This is a genomic window from Streptomyces sp. NPDC006687 (genome assembly GCF_040636215.1).
In the GTDB taxonomy this organism is placed as follows: Bacteria; Actinomycetota; Actinomycetes; order Streptomycetales; family Streptomycetaceae; genus Streptomyces.
Genome location: NZ_JBEYJJ010000027.1, coordinates 1 through 21,432, shown reverse-complemented (window position 1 = coordinate 21,432; position 21,432 = coordinate 1). Strand labels below are relative to the sequence as shown.

The 21,432-nt window shown below is 72.8% G+C and carries 21 protein-coding genes and 1 pseudogene; 9 read left to right on the top strand and 13 right to left on the bottom strand.

Features of this window, described 5'->3' with window-relative positions:
* The first annotated feature begins 179 nt into the window (after positions 1–179).
* From ABZ716_RS23995 to ABZ716_RS23965, 7 genes are all read left to right on the top strand, one after another.
* Positions 180–815, top strand: coding sequence for a phosphatase PAP2 family protein (locus ABZ716_RS23995; RefSeq protein ID WP_358961596.1), 636 nt, complete (start codon positions 180–182; stop codon positions 813–815).
* Position 816: 1 nt separating this feature from the next.
* On the top strand, positions 817–1,737 hold the full coding sequence (locus ABZ716_RS23990; protein ID WP_358961593.1) for an A/G-specific adenine glycosylase: 921 nt from the start codon (positions 817–819) through the stop codon (positions 1,735–1,737).
* 305 nt (positions 1,738–2,042) lie between these two features.
* On the top strand, positions 2,043–2,603 hold the full coding sequence (locus ABZ716_RS23985; RefSeq protein WP_358961591.1) for a SigE family RNA polymerase sigma factor: 561 nt from the start codon (positions 2,043–2,045) through the stop codon (positions 2,601–2,603).
* The gene (locus ABZ716_RS23980; RefSeq protein ID WP_358961588.1) at positions 2,591–3,304 is read left to right on the top strand and encodes a hypothetical protein; all 714 of its coding nucleotides are present in this window, start codon (positions 2,591–2,593) and stop codon (positions 3,302–3,304) included. The genes ABZ716_RS23985 and ABZ716_RS23980 overlap by 13 nt, the downstream gene beginning before the upstream one ends.
* 28 nt (positions 3,305–3,332) lie before the next feature.
* Positions 3,333–4,046, top strand: a complete 714-nt coding sequence (gene cseB, locus ABZ716_RS23975; RefSeq protein ID WP_358814432.1) for a two-component system response regulator CseB — start codon at positions 3,333–3,335, stop codon at positions 4,044–4,046.
* A 10-nt stretch (positions 4,047–4,056) separates the two neighbouring features.
* Positions 4,057–5,370 (top strand): two-component system sensor histidine kinase CseC, encoded by a 1,314-nt coding sequence (gene cseC / locus ABZ716_RS23970; protein ID WP_358814431.1) that lies wholly within the window; start codon positions 4,057–4,059, stop codon positions 5,368–5,370.
* 81 nt (positions 5,371–5,451) lie between these two features.
* On the top strand, positions 5,452–6,561 hold the full coding sequence (locus tag ABZ716_RS23965) for a LamG domain-containing protein (RefSeq protein ID WP_358961585.1): 1,110 nt from the start codon (positions 5,452–5,454) through the stop codon (positions 6,559–6,561).
* A gap of 19 nt (positions 6,562–6,580) precedes the next feature.
* Here the strand turns inward: ABZ716_RS23965 and ABZ716_RS23960 are convergent, their stop codons facing one another.
* Positions 6,581–7,129, bottom strand: coding sequence for a M23 family metallopeptidase (locus ABZ716_RS23960; protein WP_351890198.1), 549 nt, complete (start codon positions 7,127–7,129; stop codon positions 6,581–6,583).
* A 367-nt stretch (positions 7,130–7,496) separates the two neighbouring features.
* A complete protein-coding gene (locus tag ABZ716_RS23955; protein WP_351890196.1) occupies positions 7,497–10,022 on the bottom strand; it encodes an ATP-dependent Clp protease ATP-binding subunit in 2,526 nt (841 codons plus the stop codon).
* A gap of 451 nt (positions 10,023–10,473) precedes the next feature.
* Here ABZ716_RS23955 and ABZ716_RS23950 point away from each other — a divergent pair, with 451 nt between their 5' ends.
* The gene (locus tag ABZ716_RS23950; protein ID WP_358961583.1) at positions 10,474–11,064 is read left to right on the top strand and encodes an SCO3374 family protein; all 591 of its coding nucleotides are present in this window, start codon (positions 10,474–10,476) and stop codon (positions 11,062–11,064) included.
* Here the strand turns inward: ABZ716_RS23950 and ABZ716_RS23945 are convergent.
* The 11 genes and pseudogenes from ABZ716_RS23945 to ABZ716_RS23895 form a co-directional block, all read right to left on the bottom strand.
* Entirely contained in the window at positions 11,043–11,381 is a 339-nt protein-coding gene (locus tag ABZ716_RS23945) for an Lsr2 family protein (RefSeq protein WP_351890193.1), read from the bottom strand. The genes ABZ716_RS23950 and ABZ716_RS23945 overlap by 22 nt on opposite strands.
* Positions 11,382–11,556: 175 nt before the next feature.
* Positions 11,557–12,087 (bottom strand): amino-acid N-acetyltransferase, encoded by a 531-nt coding sequence (locus ABZ716_RS23940; RefSeq protein ID WP_351890191.1) that lies wholly within the window; start codon positions 12,085–12,087, stop codon positions 11,557–11,559.
* A 10-nt stretch (positions 12,088–12,097) separates the two neighbouring features.
* On the bottom strand, positions 12,098–12,556 hold the full coding sequence (locus tag ABZ716_RS23935; RefSeq protein ID WP_358814428.1) for a BlaI/MecI/CopY family transcriptional regulator: 459 nt from the start codon (positions 12,554–12,556) through the stop codon (positions 12,098–12,100).
* A 79-nt stretch (positions 12,557–12,635) separates the two neighbouring features.
* Complete coding sequence (locus tag ABZ716_RS23930) at positions 12,636–12,800, bottom strand: hypothetical protein (RefSeq protein WP_167747589.1); 165 nt, start codon at positions 12,798–12,800, stop codon at positions 12,636–12,638.
* Positions 12,801–13,150: 350 nt separating this feature from the next.
* Positions 13,151–13,573 (bottom strand): annotated as a pseudogene (locus ABZ716_RS23925) (hypothetical protein); the annotation flags it as partial.
* A gap of 117 nt (positions 13,574–13,690) precedes the next feature.
* On the bottom strand, positions 13,691–13,879 hold the full coding sequence (locus tag ABZ716_RS23920; RefSeq protein WP_351890186.1) for a DUF397 domain-containing protein: 189 nt from the start codon (positions 13,877–13,879) through the stop codon (positions 13,691–13,693).
* A 225-nt stretch (positions 13,880–14,104) separates the two neighbouring features.
* Entirely contained in the window at positions 14,105–14,914 is an 810-nt protein-coding gene (locus tag ABZ716_RS23915; RefSeq protein WP_358814427.1) for a type III pantothenate kinase, read from the bottom strand.
* Positions 14,915–14,917: 3 nt separating this feature from the next.
* Positions 14,918–15,886, bottom strand: coding sequence for a carboxylating nicotinate-nucleotide diphosphorylase (nadC, locus tag ABZ716_RS23910; protein ID WP_358961581.1), 969 nt, complete (start codon positions 15,884–15,886; stop codon positions 14,918–14,920).
* Between the two features lie 59 nt (positions 15,887–15,945).
* On the bottom strand, positions 15,946–17,703 hold the full coding sequence (locus ABZ716_RS23905; protein WP_358961579.1) for an L-aspartate oxidase: 1,758 nt from the start codon (positions 17,701–17,703) through the stop codon (positions 15,946–15,948).
* Complete coding sequence (gene panC / locus ABZ716_RS23900) at positions 17,700–18,707, bottom strand: pantoate--beta-alanine ligase (RefSeq protein WP_358961576.1); 1,008 nt, start codon at positions 18,705–18,707, stop codon at positions 17,700–17,702. The genes ABZ716_RS23905 and panC overlap by 4 nt, the downstream gene beginning before the upstream one ends.
* Entirely contained in the window at positions 18,707–19,651 is a 945-nt protein-coding gene (locus ABZ716_RS23895) for a DUF2520 domain-containing protein (RefSeq protein ID WP_358814425.1), read from the bottom strand. The genes panC and ABZ716_RS23895 overlap by 1 nt, the downstream gene beginning before the upstream one ends.
* Positions 19,652–19,886: 235 nt before the next feature.
* On the opposite strand from ABZ716_RS23895, the gene ABZ716_RS23890 reads away from it, so the two are divergent.
* Positions 19,887–21,020 carry a beta-eliminating lyase-related protein gene (locus ABZ716_RS23890; RefSeq protein ID WP_358961627.1) on the top strand — a complete coding sequence of 378 codons (1,134 nt, stop codon included), beginning with the start codon at positions 19,887–19,889 and terminating at the stop codon, positions 21,018–21,020.
* The last annotated feature ends 412 nt before the right edge of the window (positions 21,021–21,432 follow it).

Below are 21,432 nucleotides of genomic sequence, written 5' to 3'. Positions count from 1 at the left end.
GATTGCGCAGAGATCCCACGTACCGAACCTTACGAGAACTCGTGCCGCGATCAGCGCCCCCCATGCCGCGCAACGCGGAGGGTTTTGCCGATGATCATCCTGCGGTACGACGTCCGACCGCCGGGATCAAGCCAGGGTCTGACGCGGCGTCGAACAGGGGTTGAGTACGGTCAGTCACCATGGACACCTCCGCCCTCTACCGCGACATCACCGACTTCGCCCACGCCGCGCCCCCCTGGGTGCAGTCGGCCTTCGAGGTCTGGACCGAGTACGGGCTCCTGCTCTTCGGGCTGCTCTTCATATCCGTCTGGTGGCGTGCGCGCGGGCGGCGCGACCCCGTGGCGGTGGCGCGGGCGGTGCTGGCGCCGCTGGTCACCGCGCTCGTGTACGTCGCCTCCGAGCTGGTGAAGTCGACCGTCGACGAGGAGCGGCCCTGCCGGGCGGTGGCCGGGGCGGCCGCGTCGCTGCTGCCGTGCCCGCCGTACGGGGACTGGTCCTTCCCCAGCAACCACTCCGCCATCGCGGGCGCCGCCGCCGTGGCGCTGGCGCTGGCCGTGCCGCGGCTGGCGGTGCTGACCGTGCCGATGGCCGTGCTCATGGCCTTCTCCCGGGTGTTCGTGGGGGCGCACTACCCGCACGACGTGGCGATGGGCCTGCTGCTCGGCGTCTCGCTGGGCGCGCTGGCCGTGGCGCTGCTGACCGGACCGATGGCCCGGGTGGTCGCCGCCGTGCAGGGGAGCGGGATCCGCGCGGCTGTCTGGTTCACCGGTCCCGGCCCGGCGCGCGGGCCGCAGAACGTGCCAGGATGCCCCTGACATGACTGCATCCGCCGAATCCACCCCACTCTCCGTACCCCCCGCGCCCGCGTCCGCGCTGCACGAGCCCGTCATCGCGTGGTTCGACGAGCACGCCCGCGATCTGCCCTGGCGCCGCCCCGAGGCCGGCCCCTGGGGGGTCATGGTCAGCGAGTTCATGCTCCAGCAGACCCCCGTCAGCCGGGTCCTGCCGGTGTACGAGCAGTGGCTCGCCCGCTGGCCCCGGCCCGCCGACCTGGCCGCCGAGGCACCGGGCGAGGCCGTCCGCGCCTGGGGGCGCCTGGGCTACCCCCGCCGGGCCCTGCGCCTGCACGGCGCGGCGGCGGCCATAACGGAACGCCACGGCGGCGACGTACCGCGCGACCACGCGCAGCTGCTCGCGCTGCCCGGGATCGGCGAGTACACGGCCGCGGCGGTGGCCTCCTTCGCGTACGGGCAGCGGCACCCGGTGCTCGACACCAACGTGCGCCGGGTCTTCGCCCGTGCCGCGACCGGCGTGGAGTACCCGCCGAACGCGACCACCGCCGCCGAGCGGCGCCTGGCCCGGGAGCTGCTGCCCGAGGACGAGGCCACGGCGGCCCGCTGGGCGGCGGCCTCCATGGAGCTGGGCGCGCTGATCTGCACCGCCAAGAGCCCGGACTGCGTCCGCTGCCCGGTGGCCCGGCTGTGCGCCTGGCGGCTGGCCGGGAAGCCCGCGCACGACGGGCCGCCGCGGCGCGGGCAGACGTACGCCGGGACCGACCGGCAGGTACGCGGCCGGCTGCTGGCGGTCCTGCGCGAGGCGTCGGGACCGGTGGCCCAGGCGCAGCTCGACGCGGTGTGGGACGAGCCGGTGCAGCGGGCCAGGGCGCTGGACGGGCTGGTGTCGGACGGCCTCGTGGAGCCGCTCGCCCGCGGGATGTACCGGCTGCCGCAGTCCTAGGCTCCGTACGGAGCCCCGGCCCCGGGGCGCGTACCCGGGGCGCGTCCCCGGTGCGGATTCCGCGGGGTGCTACCGCGGAATCCGCAGGCCGGCCCCGCACCAATGGGGCGGCCCGCCGCCGGAGGGGCGCATTCCGCTCAGGCCCCGGAAACCCCAGCTCACCGGCGCTGTTACACAACCTACGGGTGTCCGTGCGCCCACCGCAGGCTGACCCGCACAGTGCCGTGACAACCCCTCCGTACCTTCGGATCCGTAAGGCAGCGGTGACGCAGCGGGTGACGGGGACGGCAGCGGAGGCGGTCTAGATGGCGCACGGAGATGTACTCGAGTTCGAGGAGTACGTACGCACGCGGCAGGACGCCCTGCTGCGCAGCGCCCGGCGCCTGGTCCCGGACCCCACGGACGCGCAGGACCTCCTCCAGACCGCCCTCGTGCGCACGTACGGCCGCTGGGACGGCATCGCCGACAAGTCCCTGGCCGACGCCTACCTGCGCCGCGTCATGATCAACACCCGGACCGAGTGGTGGCGGGCCCGCAAGCTCGACGAGGTCCCCACCGAGCAGTTCCCGGACGCCTCCGTCGAGGACGGCTCCGACCAGCGCGCCGACCGCGCCCTGCTCATGGACATCCTCAAGGTTCTGGCGCCCAAGCAGCGCAGCGTCGTGGTGCTGCGACACTGGGAGCAGATGAGCACCGAGGAGACGGCCGCGGCGCTCGGAATGTCGGCGGGAACCGTGAAGAGCACCCTGCACCGCGCACTGGCCCGGCTCCGCCAGGAGCTGGAGAGCCGGGACCTGGACATGCGTGCGCTCGAACGCGGCGACCACACCACGCGGTACGAGGGGCGGGAGCGGTGCGCGGCCTGAACGGCCCAAGTCTGAGCGGGAGAAGCTCGCTGGTCCTGACGTCGGCGGGGACGGTCGTCCTCGTCGGCTCAGTGCTGTTCGCCGCCGGCTGTTCCGCCGGCGGCACCGGTCTGCGCGACGGCGGCCCGGCCCGTACGGAGTCGGTGGCCCGCAACACCCAGCCGAACCAGCCCACGTCCGTGCCCAGCGGCCCCGTGGCCCCGGGCCACTCCCCCGCCGCGGGGACGGCCAACCCGCTCAAGAAGGTCGACCCCGTCGCCCTGCTGAAGGCCGATCCCAAGGTCAGCGCCGAGATCAAGCGGGACCTCAAGCCCTGCACGGGCAAGGAGTACCCCGTCGACGTCAGCTACGGGAAGGTCACCGGCAACAGCGTGGCCGACATCGTGGTCAACGTCCTGTCCTGCGCCGACGCCCTGGGCCGCGGCTCGTACGTGTACCGCTCGGACGGCGGGAAGTACGAGAATGTCTTCGCCGACGAGCAGCCGCCCGTCTACGCCGAGATCGACCGGGGCGACCTGGTGATCAGCAAGCCGGTCTACGGCAAGAGCGACGCGGCCGCCTACCCCTCCGGCGAGGACGTGATCACCTACCGGTGGAACGGCGAGAAGTTCGCCGAGCAGGACCGGGTGCATTCGGAGTACAGCAACGTCGGCGACGGCACGGGCCAGCCGGCTCCGGCCGTCTCCTCCCAGAAGAACTGACCGGCAGAGCGGAAGAGTGAGGCACGGCATGGCCGAGACCCACGTGCTGTTCGTGGAGGACGACGACGTCATCCGCGAGGCCACGACCCTGGCGCTGGAGCGCGACGGGTTCCTGGTCACCGCCATGCCCGACGGCCTGTCCGGCCTGGAGTCCTTCCGGGCCGATCGCCCGGACATCGCCCTGCTGGACGTGATGGTGCCCGGTATGGACGGGGTGAGCCTGTGCCGGCGCATCCGCGACGAGTCCACCGTCCCCGTCATCATGCTCTCGGCGCGCGCCGACTCCATCGACGTGGTCCTGGGCCTGGAGGCGGGCGCCGACGACTACGTCACCAAGCCCTTCGACGGCTCGGTCCTCGTCGCCCGCATCCGCGCGGTGCTGCGCCGCTTCGGCCACGCCGGCGGCGTGCGGGGCGGCGGCAACGGCGGGGCGGACGGCGACGGCTCCGACGAGCGCGGGGTGCTGTCCTTCGGCGACCTGGAGGTCGACACCGAGGGCATGGAGGTCCTGCGGGCCGGTGCGCCCGTCGCCCTGACCCCCACCGAGATGCGGCTGCTGCTGGAGTTCTCCTCCGCGCCCGGCACCGTCCTGTCCCGCGACCGGCTCCTGGAGCGGGTGTGGGACTACGACTGGGGCGGGGACACCCGCGTCGTGGACGTCCACGTCCAGCGGCTGCGGACCAAGATCGGGCAGGACCGGATCGAGACGGTCCGCGGCTTCGGATACAAACTCAAGGCATGAGAACCACAGCATGAGGCGTTTCACCCTGCGCACGGGGATCCGCTGGAAGATCACGCTCGCCATCGCCGCCGTCGGCGCCCTCACCGCGCTCGCCCTGAGCCTGGTGGTGCACAGCGCCGCCCGCGTGTCGATGCTGGAGAGCGCCCGCGACTCGGAGCTGGAGCGGGTGCAGTACATCGCCCGCACCCCCGACGCCGGCCGCAAGCCCATCTGGGGCGCCAAGGTCAACGACCCGGAGCTGCCGGCCGAGCTGCGCGACAAGGCCCGCTCCGGGCGGCGCGGCACCTACATCCAGGAGACCCCCAAGCGGGCCCCCGAGGTGTGGGCGGCCGTCCCGCTCGGCAACGCGCAGGTGCTGTCCATGCACCACCAGTTCCGGGAGAGCGCCAACATGGTGCGCGACCTGGACCGGGCCCTCGTCATCGGCTCCCTGGCCGTCGTCATCGGCGGCTCGGCGCTCGGCGTGCTCATCGGCGGGCAGATCTCCAGCCGGCTGCGCAAGGCCGCGGCCGCCGCCCAGCGGGTGGCGCACGGGGATCCCGAGGTCCGCGTACGGGACGCGGTGGGCGGTGTCGTACGCGACGAGACGGACGACCTCGCGCGGGCGGTGGACGCCATGGCCGACGCCCTCCAGCAGCGGCTGGAGGCCGAGCGGCGGGTGACCGCCGACATCGCGCACGAGCTGCGTACCCCGGTGACGGGCCTGCTCACCGCCGCGGAGCTGCTGCCCCCGGGCCGGCCGACGGAGCTGGTGCGCGACCGGGCGCAGGCGATGCGTGCCCTGGTGGAGGACGTGCTGGAGGTGGCCCGGCTGGACGGGGCCTCCGAGCGGGCCGAGCTCCAGGACGTGGCGCTGGGCGAGTTCGTGGCCCGCCGGGTCACGGCGCTGATGCCGGAGGCCACGGTACGGGTGGTCGCGGACGAGATCGTCAGCACCGACCCGCGCCGCCTGGAGCGGATCCTGGGCAACCTGCTGGCCAACGCCGCCCGGTACGGAAGGCCGCCGGTCCAGGTGGACGTCGAGGGCCGGGTGGTGCGTGTACGGGACCACGGGGCGGGTTTCCCCGAGGCGCTGCTGCGGGAGGGCCCGAGCCGATTCCGGACCGGCTCCACGGACCGGGCGGGAGTCGGGCACGGCCTCGGCCTGACCATCGCGGAGGGCCAGGCCCGCGTCCTGGGCGCCCGGCTGACGTTCCGCAACGTCGCGGCGCCGGGCGGCGCGGAGAACGAGGGGGCGGCCGCGGGGGCGGTGGCGGTCCTGTGGCTGCCGGAGCACGCCCCGACGGCGACGGGCAGCTTCCCGGTCATCCAGCTGCCGGGCTGACGCCCCGCTCCCGCCCGGCGGAGGGCTCGGTCGGATCGGCCGGGGGTCACGGGCCGGCGGTGATGTTCTAGCATCCGTGCCATGACTGACGGTACGGATCGCCCGAACGCCCCCCAGCCCGGCCCCGCCTCCGGCGGCGGCTACGGCTATCCACAGCCTGGGCAGTCCAACCCCTACCAGCCGCAGCCGGCGCCCGGACAGCCCGCGCCCGGGCAGCCGGGGCAGGGCTTCGGGCCGCCGCCCGTGGCGGACGAGACCTTCCCGCCGCCGATACCCGAGACCTTCAGCGCCGGCCCCACGCCGGACTGGCAGGCGCTGGCCGACGCCACCGAGGCCCAGCGGCGCAAGCGCCGGTTCCTGGCCATCGGGGGCGGGGCGCTGGCGGTGGTGCTGGTGGCGGCGGGCGCGGCGTTCTTCCTGATGGGCGGCGGCGACCAGCCGAAGGACAAGCCGGTCGCCTCCTCCTCGGGCTCGCCCAGCCCCTCGGGCGGGTCCAAGGCCCCGGACAAGAAGTCCGAGGACGACTCCCCCACGGTCCCCGGTGAACCGAATGTGCTGCGCGACCGCAACGGCAAGATGGGCATCGCCCTGAGCCCGGGCGCCTCGCTGGGCGAGCTGGCCAACCGGACCGAGATCCGGTTCAAGGGCTCGGCGGACTCCTACGCGCAGGGCGCGGAGGCGGCCGTGGACGTCACGAAGAGCTTCACCGTCTCCACCCGCGCCTACAACGTCTCCGAGACCGGCCCCCGGATGGCCGTGAGCCAGGGTGACGGGGTCTCGTACTCCTTCGAGCTGGGCTTCGAGGTGGTGAACGGCAAGAAGGCGTGGGTGTTCCGGGTGCAGACCGGGGACAAGGGCCAGGCGGCGACGGCCCAGCAGGTGGTGGCGGACACCGTGGACACCACCCGGCAGTGGGCGCTGCTGACGGGCACCTACGACGCGGAGAAGAAGACCATCGCGCTGTGGGTGGACGACAAGCAGGCCGGTCAGGCGCAGGTCTCCGGGATCTGGGCGGGCCCGGGGCCGCTCCAGCTGGGGCGGGCCCGCCACCACGAGATCTGGAGCGCCTCCTGGATGGGTCCGCTGGACCACATCCGGATCTTCGACCAGGCTCTGAACCAGGAGCAGATCACGGGTCTGAAGAACAACAAGCTCGGCAAGACCAAGCCGACCCACTCCTGGCTCGTCTGAGCCGTAGGGCTCGGGCAGGTCAGACGGTGATGCCGACGGTGCGCAGGAAGGCGACCGGGTTGATCGCGGAGCCGTAGTTCGGGGTGGTGCGGATCTCGAAGTGCAGGTGAGGACCGCTGGAGTTGCCGGTGTTGCCGGACAGGGCGATCTGCTGGTCGACGGCGACCTTCTGGCCGATCTTGACCTGGATCTTCGAGAGGTGCGCGTACTGGGAGTACGTGTTGTTCGCGTGCTTGATCACGATGGCGTTGCCGTAGGCCGGGCCGTCACCGCCGCCGTTGGGTCCCGCCTTGACGACGGTACCGGCGGAGGCGGCGTGCACGGGGGTGCCGACGGGGACGGCGAAGTCCTGGCCGGAGTGCTTGTGGGCCCACATGCTGCCGCCCTTGCCGAAGGTCGCGGAGAGCGTGTAGCGGGCGACGGGCTTGTCCCACAGGCCGGCCTTGGCGGCGGGGGCCTGGTCGGCGGCGAAGGCGGTCGTCCCGGCCCCGAGGGCCAGCGTCGCACCGAGCGCGGTGGCGGCGAGGGCGGTACGGGTACGACGGGTGCTGACGCGCTTCGCGGACATGCGGGGACCTCCGGGGCCGGGGACAGGATGCGGGCAAGAAAGATCCCGGCACCGCGGCCTTCGCCGCCCCTGCCGGGCTTGCCCCACCTTGGTAACCCGCGTCCCCGCTCTTCCCCAAACATCCCTTTTACTACTCCGGCTCGTAGCCGGGGCGGCTCCGGCGGACCCGTTGACGCGGTCCGTCCAGGGGTAACGCGGGGACAAACCGGACGCGAGAGGCTACGAATTCCCGTAGTAGGTCCGTTTTGTTCTGTGCGGCTTGTCACCGCGCCCGGCCACGGAAAGCCGGCTCCCGAAAGCCCGCGCACAAAGGGGCGGCCCCCGGAACCCGTAGGTCCCAGGGGCCGCCCCTCGGTGCAGCTCGCGCTTACGCGCCCTTCGACAGGTCCGGGCCGGAGCCCGTGGCCTCGATCGGCGGGAGATCGGGCAGCGCCGACTTCTCCTCGCCGCGGAAGGTGAACTTGGCCTCTTCACCCTCACCCTCGACGCCGACCACCACGATGTGACCGGGGCGCAGCTCGCCGAAGAGGATCTTCTCCGACAGCAGGTCCTCGATCTCGCGCTGGATGGTCCGGCGCAGCGGGCGGGCACCCATGATCGGGTCGTAGCCGCGCTTGGCCAGGAGCATCTTCGCGTCACCGCTGAGCTCGATGCCCATGTCGCGGTCCTTGAGGCGCTCGTCCACCTTGGCGATCATCAGGTCGACGATCTGGATGATGTCTTCCTGGCTGAGCTGGTGGAAGACGACCGTGTCGTCGACGCGGTTGAGGAACTCGGGCCGGAAATGCTGCTTGAGCTCTTCGTTGACCTTCGCCTTCATCCGGTCGTAACCGGTCTTGACGTCACCCTGGGCGGCGAAGCCCAGGTTGAAGCCCTTGGAGATGTCCCGCGTACCCAGGTTGGTCGTCATGATGATGACCGTGTTCTTGAAGTCGACCACCCGTCCCTGGGAGTCGGTCAGGCGACCGTCTTCCAGGATCTGGAGCAGCGAATTGAAGATATCCGGGTGCGCCTTCTCGACCTCGTCGAAGAGGACGACGGAGAACGGCTTCCGGCGGACCTTCTCGGTCAGCTGGCCGCCCTCTTCGTAGCCCACGTAGCCGGGGGGCGAACCGAAGAGACGGGAAACCGTGTGCTTCTCGCTGAACTCCGACATGTCGAGGGAGATCAGCGCGTCCTCGTCGCCGAAGAGGAATTCGGCGAGCGTCTTCGACAGCTCGGTCTTACCGACACCGGAGGGGCCGGCGAAGATGAACGAGCCACCGGGGCGCTTCGGGTCCTTCAGACCGGCCCGCGTACGGCGGATCGCCTGCGAAAGCGCCTTGATGGCGTCCTTCTGCCCGATGACGCGCTTGTGGAGCTCGTCCTCCATGCGCAGCAGCCGGGAGGACTCCTCCTCGGTGAGCTTGAAGACGGGAATGCCGGTCGCGGTCGCGAGGACCTCGGCGATGAGCTCGCCGTCGACCTCGGCGACGACGTCCATGTCGCCGGCCTTCCATTCCTTCTCGCGCTTGGACTTCGCGGCGAGCAGCTGCTTCTCCGAATCACGGAGCGAAGCCGCCTTCTCGAAGTCCTGGGAGTCGATGGCCGACTCCTTGTCGCGGCGCACGGCCGCGATCTTCTCGTCGAACTCGCGGAGGTCCGGCGGCGCGGTCATCCGGCGGATGCGCATCCGGGAGCCGGCCTCGTCGATCAGGTCGATCGCCTTGTCCGGCAGGAAGCGGTCCGAGATGTACCGGTCGGCCAGGGTGGCCGCCTGGACCAGGGCCTCGTCCGTGATGGAGACGCGGTGGTGGGCCTCGTACCGGTCACGGAGACCCTTGAGGATCTCGATCGTGTGCGGCAGGGAGGGCTCCGCCACCTGGATCGGCTGGAAGCGCCGCTCCAGGGCCGCGTCCTTCTCCAGGTGCTTGCGGTACTCGTCCAGCGTGGTGGCACCGATGGTCTGGAGCTCACCACGGGCCAGCATGGGCTTCAGGATGCTCGCGGCGTCGATCGCGCCCTCGGCGGCACCCGCACCCACGAGGGTGTGGAGCTCGTCGATGAACAGGATGATGTCGCCGCGGGTGCGGATCTCCTTGAGGACCTTCTTCAGGCGCTCCTCGAAGTCACCGCGGTAGCGGGAACCGGCGACCAGTGCACCCAGGTCCAGGGTGTACAGGTGCTTGTCCTTGAGGGTCTCGGGCACCTCGCCCTTGACGATGGCCTGGGCGAGGCCCTCGACGACGGCGGTCTTGCCGACGCCGGGCTCGCCGATGAGGACCGGGTTGTTCTTGGTCCGGCGGGACAGCACCTGCATGACCCGCTCGATCTCCTTCTCGCGCCCGATGACCGGGTCGAGCTTGGATTCGCGGGCAGCCTGGGTGAGGTTGCGGCCGAACTGGTCGAGGACCAGCGAGGTCGAGGGGGTGCCCTCGGCCGGGCCGCCTGCGGTGGCCGACTCCTTGCCGCCCCCGGTGTAGCCGGAGAGCAGCTGGATGACCTGCTGCCGGACCCTGTTCAGATCGGCGCCCAGCTTCACGAGGACCTGGGCGGCGACGCCCTCGCCCTCGCGGATCAGGCCGAGCAGGATGTGCTCGGTGCCGATGTAGTTGTGGCCGAGCTGGAGGGCCTCTCGGAGCGAAAGCTCCAGGACCTTCTTCGCCCGCGGGGTGAAGGGGATGTGGCCGGACGGGGCCTGCTGGCCCTGACCGATGATCTCCTCAACCTGCTGGCGAACAGCCTCGAGCGAAATCCCGAGGCTCTCCAGGGCCTTAGCGGCGACACCCTCACCCTCGTGGATCAAGCCCAGGAGGATGTGCTCGGTGCCGATGTAGTTGTGGTTGAGCATCCGGGCTTCTTCCTGAGCCAGGACGACAACCCGCCGCGCGCGGTCGGTGAACCTCTCGAACATCGTTTATCGCTCCTCAGAGCGGTCGGGCAGTTCGGGGTCGGTCCCCGCCCTGTCCTTCCGCATGCTAGTCCCGCGGGACGGGACAGCTCATTCCAACTGCCGACATCCGTCCACGGCTCACCCCCACGTCGGTGAGGAAAACCGGCTGTAAGAGCCGACTACTGCTCCAACCCGATGGTGCGAGACGATGTTCCCGCAGGCCAGGCAGATACCCGTCACACGTGTACGCCGATGGCGAACGGAAGCCGCTCAAATCAGCGTGTCGCCCCGATCCACTAGGAATGTCTTACCCGGGAGGACTGACACTCCATGCCGGTCAGCAGGGTTCCCTCCGCTACGGGCGAACACGCTTGCGTCCCGAATGTGGGACTCCACTTCCCCGGTGTTTACGTTGCGCACAGAACCGGCTGCACTGCGTAACCCGGCGGCCGCGGCCGGAGTTCATCCGTTCATGGCCGTCGTCAACGTCGTGAACGCCGTTCCCCCGCACCGGATCCCGTCCGGACCGGACACCCGTGCCTGGTACGAGCGGGTGCTCGGGTGGCCCGTGGCGGCCGGGCCGCCGCCGCGGCTGGTCACCGGGATCCGGTTCGACGCGCTGGAGCTCCCGGCGGACGCCGGGGCCGGCCTGCTGCGCCGTCCCGGACTGGTCACCGGTCCGGTGGCGCTGGCGGGGCACCGGATGTGCTTCCTCGTCGCCCCGGGGGCCGCCGACGAGCTGGAGGGGCTGCTCGAATGGCTGGAGTGGGGCGGGGTGGAGCTGGAACTCACCGCGGTGGGCGCGGGGGGCGGGATCACCGCCCCGTGGCCGCCCGGGCGCGTACCAGGAGGAAGCCCTCGGGGGGCCGCCGTGTGGCTGCGGTCCCCCGAGCCGGGGTGCGATGCCTCGCTGCCGGCCCTGCCCGGTGCGGGGCGGGGCCTCGGGCCCGGTCCCGGAGGATCCGGCGGGCCCGATCTCGTACGCCTGGTGGCCGCGGCGGCGACGGAATGCCACCGCGCCCGCCTGTGGCGGCGTACGGGTCAGCCCTTGGCGTTCTCGTAGGCTTCCTTGATCTCGGCCGGGACGCGGCCGCGGTCGTTGACGCTGAGACCCTGGGCCTTGGCCCACGCGCGGATCTCGGCGGTGTCCGGGCTGCCGGCCGACGCCGCGGCACGGCCCTTGGCGCGGCCGGCCGAGGCACGTCCACCGGTGCGGCGGCCGCCCTTGGTGTACGGGTCGAGCAGCGCGCGGAGCTTTTCGGCGTTGGCGGTGGTGAGGTCGATCTCGTAGGTCTTGCCATCCAGAGCGAACGTCACGGTCTCGTCCGCCTCGCCACCGTCGAGGTCGTCGACAAGAAGGACCTGAACCTTCTGTGCCACCGGATTTCCTTTCATCGAAAATGCAGTACGCGGAAAGGAAACCGCTTTTGCCTGGAAAACACAAACCCCCGGTGAGAGGTTCAGGAGCTCAACAAGGCGGGAAACGTGCGCGATTCGGACATAGGCCCCGGGTGCCCGGGGCCCGGAATAGCCCGCGGGCCCGATCAGCGCCCGATCAGAGGTGCAGCAGCATCCGGCTGTTGCCCAAGGTGTTCGGCTTCACTCGTTCGAGACCGAGGAACTCGGCGACTCCCTCGTCATAGGAACGCAGGAGCTCCATGTAGACATCGGTCTCCACCGGGGTCTCGCCGATCTCGACGAACCCGTGCTTCGCGAAGAAGTCGACTTCGAAGGTCAGGCAGAATACCCGCTTCACCCCGAGCCGGCGGGCGGTCTCCAACAACTTGGCGAGCACCTGGTGGCCGACTCCGGCCCCCTTCAGCTCGCGGTCGACCGCGAGCGTGCGCACTTCCGCGAGGTCTTCCCACATGACGTGGAGAGCGCCGCAGCCCACGACCCGGCCGTCGGACTCGCGTTCCGCCACCCAGAACTCCTGGATGTCCTCGTAAAGGACGACCGGGGCTTTGTCGAGGAGGATCCGCTGCTGCACGTACTGGTCCAGCAGGCGGCGCAGGTCCGGAACATCTCCGGTGCGCGCGCGGCGGATGCTGACTGTTTTCGCGTCTGTGGTGGAAAGCTCTCCCATAGGCCGGACGCTATCGCCCCGGCCCTCCCGGGCGCTCGCCGGAGTCCTCTTGTTCTCCAGGTCCGGGCGGGGCCTCGGAGGGGGCGGCCGCGGCCTGCGGGTCGGGCTCGTCGTGCTGGACGATCCGTACGGCGTCGCGGAGGGCCTCGCGCTGTTCCTGGGACATCATGCCGAAGAAGGCGACGAGGGCGGCCGCTGGGTTGTCGCTGGTCGACCAGGCTTCGTTCATCAGTGCGGCCGAGTAGGCGGCGCGGGTGGAGACCGCCGTATACCGATAGGCGCGGCCTTCCGCTTCCCGGCGGACCCAGCCCTTCTGATGGAGATTGTCCATAACGGTCATGACCGTGGTGTACGCGATGGACCGTTCCTGCTGGAGGTCTTCCAGGACTTCCCGAACGGTGACCGGGCGGTTCCACTGCCACACCCGCGTCATGACGGCGTCTTCGAGTTCTCCCAAGGGGCGAGGCACAGCAGCACGATAGTGCGCAATGGGCGGAATTGCCCGACTATTCGTGGTGCAACGCGCGGCCGATACCCGGGCGGCGGCGCTACTTCTGCGGCTGTCCGGCTTCCGCGCGGGCGAGTACGGCGTCGACGGCGGCGTCTTCCTTGGCCTTGTTGGCGCCGCCCTGGCTCTTCACGATCGTCCTCACCAGAAAGATGAAGAACGTGGCCATCACGATGGGGGGCACGAGCGCGGAAACGTAGTCCATGCCCTCCAGCGTAGCTATACCGCCGCGCGCCCGGCCGCCGGGGGCGGGGCCGGGTCGCGGCGCGGGGGGAAGACCTCACCCGGAGTGGGGACGGGCCGCCCGGGGCGCGCGGGCTCCGTGGGGGCGGGCCGCTTCGGACCGGGCTCCTTGGGGCCCGGCTCTTTCGGGCCCGGCCCTTCCGGGGCCGGCTCCTTCGGGCCCGGCTCCTTCGGGGCGGCCTCGGTGCGGGGCCGCTCGGGGCGCGGGGTCCCGGGGCGACCGCCCTCGTGCGGGATGCCGGGGCCCGGCTCCTCGCCCGGGGTGTCCGGGCGGGACGCCTCCGGGCCGGGGGCGGCGGCGCGGGGCTGCTCGCGTCCGCCGGCCAGGGCCAGCAGGCGGGTGCGGGGCGCGGGGCCCGCGGCCGCGAGGCGGCGGCGTACGGAGCGCTCCGCGATGCCCTGGGCCCGTTCCAGCACGGCCGCGGCGGCCGGGTTGGCCCGCAGGGCGCGCAGGGCGCACAGGTCGTCGGGACCCGGCTCGTACCCGGCCGCGAGGGCCTGCTGGAGCAGCTCCAGGTAGCCGGACAGGCTCCCGGGGAGGGCGCGGCGGTAGCGGCCGAGGTCGTCGAGCAGGAAGGTCCTGAGCCGGCCCGCCTCCTGGACCGCTTCGTCCACCGACGCCGCGAGGCGCAGGCAGTCCTGGACCTCGGAGGCCGTCAGCGGGGCCGTGGAGGACTGGAGGGCATGGGCGAGGCTACGCCTGAGCACATGCAGCTCGGCGGCGCTGAAGGCCATGCCGCCGCGGGATCCGTAGGGCGTGGGCATGGGCCGAAGATACGCGCTAATCGGACAAAATCCCCTGATGGTGGGGGATGCGGCGCGGCGCAGGCGTGCGCCGCGGGCCGCTGCGGATCAGCCGGTCGTCTTCACGGCCTCGACGAAGTCGGCCCAGGCGGCGTGGGTGGTGGCCATCACGAGGTGCGCCGGGTCGGCCCGGTCGGCCACCCGTACGAGGGTGCCGGGGGCAGCGGCCACGTAGACGCAAGCCTCTCCTTCGCCGCAGTACGACGATTTGCGCCACTCGGTCGGGGCGTTCGTCATGGTGTCTCCTCCATCGGGGACGGGGCCACGTTGCCTCTCCAGCGGGACGCTACCTCCGCGGCAGTCACACTCCGGCCACTTCCCGTAAAAAACCCGGCCGAGAAATATCACTCCACCGTTACGGCGCCGTCACTCGGCCCGGTGAGGGGAGGGGCTGGTGGGGCCTGGCCGGGCTCCGCCCCGCCGCGCGCCGGGCGGGGCGGGCGGGGGCGGAGCGCCGGTCGCTCAGGCGAACTGGGGCGCGTTGCGCTCGTACACCAGCCGCAGGCCGATCAGGGTCAGCCAGGGCTCGTGCTCGTCGATGACCGAGGTCTCCCCGAGGACGATCGGCGCCAGCCCGCCGGTGGCGATGACGTGGACGTCCTCCGGGTCGCCGGCCGGGCCCACCAGGTCCCGGGCCATGCGCCGCACGATCCCGTCGACCTGGCCCGCGAACCCGTAGACCACGCCGGACTGCATCGCCTCGACCGTGGACTTGCCGATCACGTTGCGCGGCCGGGCCAGCTCGATCTTGCGCAGCTGGGCGCCGCGCATCCCGAGCGCCTCCATCGAGATCTCGATGCCCGGGGAGATCACCCCGCCCACGTACTCGCCGCGCGCGGAGATCGCGTCGAAGGTGGTCGCCGTCCCCATGTCGACGACGATCGCCGGTCCTCCGTACAGCTCGACGGCGGCGACCGCGTTGACGATGCGGTCGGCGCCGACCTCCTTCGGGTTGTCCATCAGGATGGGCACGCCCGTCTTGACCCCGGGCTCCACCAGCACCGACGGCACGTCGCCGTAGTAGCGGCGGGTGACCTCGCGCAGCTCGTGCAGGACGGACGGGACCGTCGCGCAGATCGCGATGCCGCTGATGCCGTCGCCCAGCTCGCTGCCGAGCATCGGGTGCATCCCCATCAGGCCCTGGAGCAGCACGGCCATCTCGTCGGCGGTCCGGCGCGGGTCGGTGGAGACCCGCCAGTGCTCGACGATCTCCTCGCCGTCGAACAGGCCCATGACGGTGTGGGTGTTGCCCACGTCGATGGTGAGCAGCACCGGTTACACCGCCTCGCGCAGATCGAGGCCGATGTCCAGGATGGGCGAGGAGTGGGTGAGCGCGCCCACCGCGAGGAAGTCCACGCCGGTCTCGGCGTAGGCGCGGGCGGTCTCCAGGGTCAGGCGGCCCGAGGACTCCAGGACCGCGCGGCCCGCCACGAGGGTGACGGCCTCCTCGGTCTCCGGGACGGTGAAGTTGTCCAGCAGGATCAGGTCGGCGCCCGCGTCCACGGCCTCGCGGACCTGGTGCATCGTGTCGACCTCGACCTCCACCGGCACGTCCGGGAACGCCTCGCGGACGGCCTTGAACGCCTGGGCGACCCCGCCGGCCGCGACCACGTGGTTGTCCTTGACCAGCGCCGCGTCCGACAGGGACATGCGGTGGTTGACGCCGCCGCCGCAGCGGACCGCGTACTTCTCCAGCGCGCGCAGGCCCGGGGTGGTCTTGCGGGTGTCGCGGACCTCGGCCTTCGTGCCCTCCAGGGCGTCCGCCCAGCGGCGGGTGGCGGTCGCGATGCCGGACAGGCGGCACAGCAGGTTCAGGGCGCTGCGCTCGGCCGTCAGCAGGTCGCGGGTGCGGGAGCGGACGGACAGCAGCAGCTGGCCGGCCTCGACCCGGTCGCCGTCCTCGGCGTGCCGCTCGACCTCGAACGCCTCGGTGCACACCATGGAGAACACCGCCTCGGCGACGCGCAGGCCGGCGACGACACCGGCCTCGCGGGCCACGAAGTCGGCGATGGCCTCGGCCTCTTCGGGGACGGTGGCGACGGTGGTGACGTCGACCCCGCCGTCGAGGTCCTCGGACAGCGCCATGTGCGCGATGTCCTCGACCTCGATCGGGTCGAGGCCGGCGTCCGCGAGCAGCTGGGCGAGCGCGGGGTCGAGGCCGCTCTCCTCGCCGTCGCCGCAGCCGCAGTCGTCGCCGCAGCCGCCTTCGTTCTGCTCGATCAGGGGGAGTTCGGGGGTGCTCACGGTCGGTGCTCCTGGCTTGAGGGGTGGACGGGGGGAACGTCTGGGGGTGGGGGGAACGGCTAGGGGCGCGCGGTGGCGGGACCGGTCACGGGCGGGAAGTCCGCCGATTCGGTGGGGGTGACGACCAGGGCCCGCCGCTCCGTCGCCGAGAGCCGCACGACCAGGTGGCGGCGCCATGCCGCGTCGTCCCGGCCGGGGTGGTCCTCGCGCCAGTGGCAGCCGCGGGTCTCGGCGCGCCGCTGGGCGGCGGCGACCAGGACGCGGGCCACGCAGAGCAGGTTGGTCGCCTCCCAGGTGTCCACGCCCGGTTCGGCGGTCTTGCCGTGGGCCTCCAGCTCGCCCAGGGCCGTCGTGTACAGGCTCTCCAGCGCTTCCGCGGCCCGGCTCAGGGACTCGGCCGAGCGCAGCACGCCCGCGCCCTGGGTCATGATCCGCTGGACCTCGTAGCGGGCCGTCGCGGGCTGGAGCGGGCCGCTGGCGGGTACGGGCACGCCCGGGCCGCTGCCCCGCGGGGGCCGGGCGGTGATGTCGTCGGCGATCCGCTCGGCGAAGACCAGGCCCTCCAGGAGGGAGTTGGAGGCCAGGCGGTTCGCTCCGTGCACGCCGGTGCAGGCGACCTCGCCGCAGGCGTAGAGGCCCGGCACGGTGGTGCGGCCGTGCAGGTCGGTGCGGACGCCGCCGGAGGCGTAGTGCGCGGCGGGCGCGACCGGGATCGGCTCGGTCACCGGGTCGATGCCGTGGGCGCGGCAGGCGGCGAGGATGGTGGGGAAGCGGTTCTCCCACATCTGCGCGCCGAAGTGCCGGGCGTCGAGGTACATGTGCTGGGCGCCCTGCTCCTGCATCCGGCGCATGATGCCCTTGGCGACGATGTCGCGCGGCGCGAGCTCGGCGAGCTCGTGCTGGCCCACCATGAAGCGGACCCCGTCGGCGTCGACGAGGTGGGCGCCCTCGCCCCGTACGGCCTCAGAGACCAGCGGCTGCTGGCCCTCGGCGTCCGGGCCGAGGAAGAGGACGGTCGGGTGGAACTGGACGAACTCCAGGTCGGAGACCTCGGCGCCGGCGCGCAGCGCGAGGGCGACGCCGTCACCGGTGGAGACGGACGGGTTGGTGGTCGCGGAGAAGACCTGGCCCATGCCGCCGGTCGCGAGGATCACGGCGGGGGCGTGGACGGCGCCGACGCCGTCGTGCTGGCCCTCGCCCATCACGTGCAGGGTGACCCCGGCCGTGTGGCCCTCGGCGTCCTGGAGCAGGTCCAGGACCAGCGCGTTCTCGACCGTCTCTATGCCGGCCGCGTGGACGGCCTCGACCAGGGCGCGGGAGATCTCGGCGCCGGTGGCGTCGCCGCCGGCGTGCGCGATCCGGCGGCGGTGGTGGCCGCCCTCGCGGGTCAGCTCGATCTCGCCGGTCTCGGCGGAGGTGTCGAAGACGGCGCCGGCCGCGATGAGCCGGCGGACCGCGTCCGGGCCCTCGGTGACCAGGACCCGTACGGCGTTCTCGTCGCACAGGCCGGCACCGGCGACCAGGGTGTCGTCCAGGTGCTGCTCGGGGGTGTCGCCCTCGCCGAGCGCGGCCGCGACGCCGCCCTGGGCCCAGCGGGTCGATCCGTCGTCCAGGCGCGCCTTGGTGACCACGACCGTACGGCGGCCCGCGGCGGCGCAGCGCAGCGCGGCGGTCAGGCCCGCGACGCCGGAGCCGACGACCACGACGTCCGCGTCGAGGGCCCAGCCGGGGGCGGGGGCGTGCAGCCGTATGCCGGTGCCGGCGGCGCCCGGGGTGCCCTGGGTGCCTGGGGTGCCTGCGTTGCCTGTGGTGCTCACGCGTGTGCTCCGAACTCCAATGGGATGTTGTCGATCAGCCGGGTCGTGCCGACCTTCGCGGCGACGGCCAGGACGGCCTGCCCGGTGAAGTCGGGGCCGACGTCGGTGAAGTCGCGGGGGTCCACCAGCGCCAGGTAGTCCAGGAGCAGCGGCGGCTCGTGGCGGCCCGCCTCCTCCAGGACGTGCCGGGCCGCGGCGCGTACGGCGTCGGGCAGGCCGGCGGCGCCGGTGGCGGCCGCCGACACGGCGTGGGCGTCGGCGGAGGCGCGGATCTCGCCGAGCCGGGCCAGGGCGGTGGCCCGCTCGTCGGTGGCCGGCGCGGCCTCGGCGCGGGCGCGCAGCGCGGCCTGCGCCGCGAGCCGGTCGCGCCCGGCGAACAGGGCGCGGGACAGCGCGAGGGCGGTGAGGCGCTCGGCCGGGGAGAGGTAGCGGTTGCGGGAGGACAGGGCGAGCCCGTCCTCCTCCCGGACGGTGGGGACGCCGGCCACCTCCACGGGGAAGTTCAGGTCGGTGACCATGCGCCGGATCAGGGCCAGCTGCTGGGCGTCCTTCTGGCCGAAGAGGGCCAGGTCGGGCCGGGTGAGGTGGAGAAGCTTGGCGACGACGGTGAGCATGCCGTCGAAGTGGCCGGGACGGGTGGCGCCCTCCAGCCGCTCGCCCATCGGCCCGGCGGTGATCCGTACCTGGGGGTCGCCGCCGGGGTAGACCTCGTCCACGGAGGGCGCGAACACGGCGTCGGCGCCGGCCGCCGCGGCGATGGCCAGGTCGGCGTCGAGGGTGCGCGGGTAGCGGTCGAGGTCCTCGTTCGCCCCGAACTGCAGGGGGTTGACGAAGACGGTGACCACGACCTGCCCGCCCGGGCCGGCCTGCTCGCGCGCGGTGCGGATGAGGGTGGCATGGCCCTCGTGGAGGGCGCCCATGGTCATCACGACGGCCCGGCGGCCGGTACGCGGCAGCCGGTGGAGCTCTTCGGCGGTGTTCAGCGGCTGGAGCCGGCCGGTCATCACTCGCCGCCCCCCTTCGGGTCGGTGAGGTCGGCGGGGTCGGCGAGCACGCCGAGGAGGTCCTCGGCGAGCTCGGGCTTGAGCAGGCCGTGGGCGAGGGCCCGGTCGGCGGTGGTGCGGGCCATGGCCAGGTACCCGGCGACGGTGCCGGGGGCGTGCTTGCGCAGCTCGGAGACGTGCGCGGCGACGGTGCCGGCGTCGCCGCGGGCGACGGGGCCGGTGAGGGCGGCGTCGCCGGAGCGCAGGGCGTTGTCCAGGGCGGCGCCGAGGAGGGGGCCGAGCATCCGGTCGGGGTGCCCGACACCAGCCGTGCGCAGCAGCTCCATGGCCTGGGCGACGAGGGTGACCAGGTAGTTCGCGCCGAGGGCGAGGGCCGCGTGGTAGAGCGGACGGCTCTCCTCCGCGATCCACTCGGGCTCCCCGCCCATTTCGATGACCAGGGCCTCGGCGGCCAGCCGCAGCTCCTCGGGGGCGGTCACGCCGAAGGAGCAGCCGGCCAGGCGCTGCACGTCGACCTCGGTCCCGGTGAAGGTCATCACGGGGTGCAGGGCCAGCGGCAGGGCGCCCGCCCGGCGCGCGGGGTCGAGCACGGCGGTCCCGTACCGGCCGGAGGTGTGGACGAGGAGCTGCCCGGGGCGCACGGCCCCGGTCTCGGCGAGCCCCTCGACGAGCCCGGGCAGGGCGTCGTCCGGGACGGTCAGCAGCACCAGCTCGGCCCGCTCCAGCACCTGCGCGGGGCTGACGAGCGGGACACCGGGCAGCAGCCGCTCGGCCCGGCGCCGGGAGGCGTCCGAGACACCGGAGACGGCGACGGGCCGGTGGCCGGCCTGCTGGAGGGCACGGGCCAGCGCGGGCCCGACCCGGCCGGCGCCGACGACGCCGACGGAGAGCCGGGCGGGACGGTCGGACGGATCCCGGGGCTCCGTCTGATGGGGTGCGTTCACGCGGGGAATGCCTTCCGTTCCAGTCCGCGGGGGGTACCGGACGATACGCCGCCATGCTAGGCCCTCGACGGGGGGCTCCGCCGGTCAGGCCCGGGGGCAGGGGCGTTGCCGGGGGGCGGCCGGAAAATGGTTCGGGGCGGGCGGGGCGGCGGGGGATGATCCGGGGATGACTGGCGTGAGCGGTGTGACGGGTGGGACGGACGAAGGCGTGAGCGACGACGAGGGCTCCGGAGCCGTGCCGGAGACGGACGAGGCGGCGGAGCGGACCCGCCGGGCGGTGGCGGCGTGGAAGGCGGCCTCGCGGACGCTGACCCGCAGCGCCCGTACGCAGACCATCGGGGAACTCCTCGCGGAGCTGGCCGACGCCCCCTACGACATGGACGCCCCGGCCGACCTCTACGGCGACGGGGTCGTCGCCGAGCTGGAGCAGCGGGTCGCGGCCCTGCTCGGCACCGAGGACGCGGCCTTCTTCCCCTCGGGCACGATGGCCCAGCAGGTCGCCCTGCGCTGCTGGGCGGGCCGCACCGGCAACCCGGTGGTGGCCCTGCACCCGATGAGCCACCCCGAGCGGTGGGAGGGCGGCGCCCTGTCGGCCGTCTCGGGGCTGCGCACCGTCCACCCGGTGCGGGAGCCGCGCCAGCCGACGCTGGAGGAGGTCCGCGACCACCCCGAGCCCTTCGGCACGCTGATGCTGGAGCTGCCGCTGCGCGACGCCGGGTTCCTGCTGCCCACGTGGGAGGAGCTGACGGCGGTCGTGGACGCCGCCCGGGAGCGGGACGCGGTGGTCCACTTCGACGGGGCCCGCCTGTGGGAGACCACCGTCCACTTCGGCCGCCCCCTGCCGGAGATCGCCGGGCTGGCCGACTCCGTCTACGTGTCCTTCTACAAGTCCCTGCGCGGCCTGAGCGGGGCCTGCCTGGCGGGATCCCGCGGCTTCGTGGAGGAGACCCGCGTGTGGCGCCACCGGTACGGGGGCCAGGTCTTCCGCCAGTTCCCCCAGGCCCTGTCGGCCCTGGCCGGCCTCGACCGGGAGCTGCCCCGGCTCCCGGCGTACGTCGAGCAGGCGCGGATGGTCGCGGGGGCGCTGCGCGAGGGCTTCGAGTCGGCCGGGGTGCCGTGGTTCCGGATCAACCCGGAGGTACCGCACACGCACCAGTTCCAGGTGTGGCTCCCGTACCCGGCCGACCGCCTGACGGAGGCGGGCACCCGGCTGGCGGAGGAGGAGGGCACGGTCCTGTTCGGCCGCTGGTCCGCGGAGGGCCCCGCCCCGGGCCTGTCGATGACGGAACTTGAAGTGACGCAGCCGGGCCTGACCTGGACCCCGGACGACGTCCTCCGAGCGACGGCGGCGTTCCTGGACCGGCTGTAGGGGGCCCAGGCCCGGGCCGATGCCTCCCCCCGCCCCGGACTGCTACGCGCTGACCTCCTTTCGGCGGATGGAGTCGGCCCACATCCGCGCCGTGAACGACCGGTAGTTCACCGCTGCCGCAGCCAACGTCCGGCCCGCCTATGACCAGCCCCAGGCGGCCGACAGCCGCCGAGACGGCAGGAGCGCGTAGCGATCTGTGGCGGAGGGAGGCCCCGGCCACCGGCTGAGGCCGGTCCGATGCCCGGTCTACCGGCCCCCGGCGCCGCGGCCCATCGCTGAGGCCGCCGCATGTCCAAGGAAGAACCGGCCCGTTCTTCTGGGGGCTTCCCGGCAGTCCTTGTCTTTCCGGGGCGGGTCGGTCTGTCAAGGGTGGCCGAAGGCCATCGCGCAGCGACGCGACCGAAGGGAGCGC